Below are 281 nucleotides of genomic sequence, written 5' to 3' on the forward strand. Positions count from 1 at the left end.
GTTCAGCGCCCGTAAGGCATCAATGCCGCCGTGGCGGCACCCGAATAGTTCACGTAGACCGTCTTCTTGCGCATGTAGCTCTCGAGCCCATGCACGCCGTCGTCGCCGCCCAGTCCGCTTTCGCGGAAGCCGACATGGAAACCCTGCAGCATTTCCGGTCCGATCCGGTTCACGTAGATCTCGCCGAACGAAACCTCGTTGACGGCGTTCATGACGCGGCCCAGATCATTGGTGAAAAGATAGGCCGACAGGCCATAGTTGCTGGCATTGGTGATGCTGAC

Annotated in this window: 1 protein-coding gene; it reads right to left on the reverse strand. The window is 59.4% G+C overall.

What is annotated here, in order from left to right; genetic code table 11:
- Positions 1–2: 2 nt before the first annotated feature.
- The coding region (locus P9230_RS32265; protein WP_278121755.1) for an aldehyde dehydrogenase family protein at positions 3–281 on the reverse strand (279 nt) is incomplete at its 5' end.

This window comes from Mesorhizobium sp. WSM4887, assembly GCF_029625865.1.
In the GTDB taxonomy this organism is placed as follows: domain Bacteria; phylum Pseudomonadota; class Alphaproteobacteria; order Rhizobiales; family Rhizobiaceae; genus Mesorhizobium.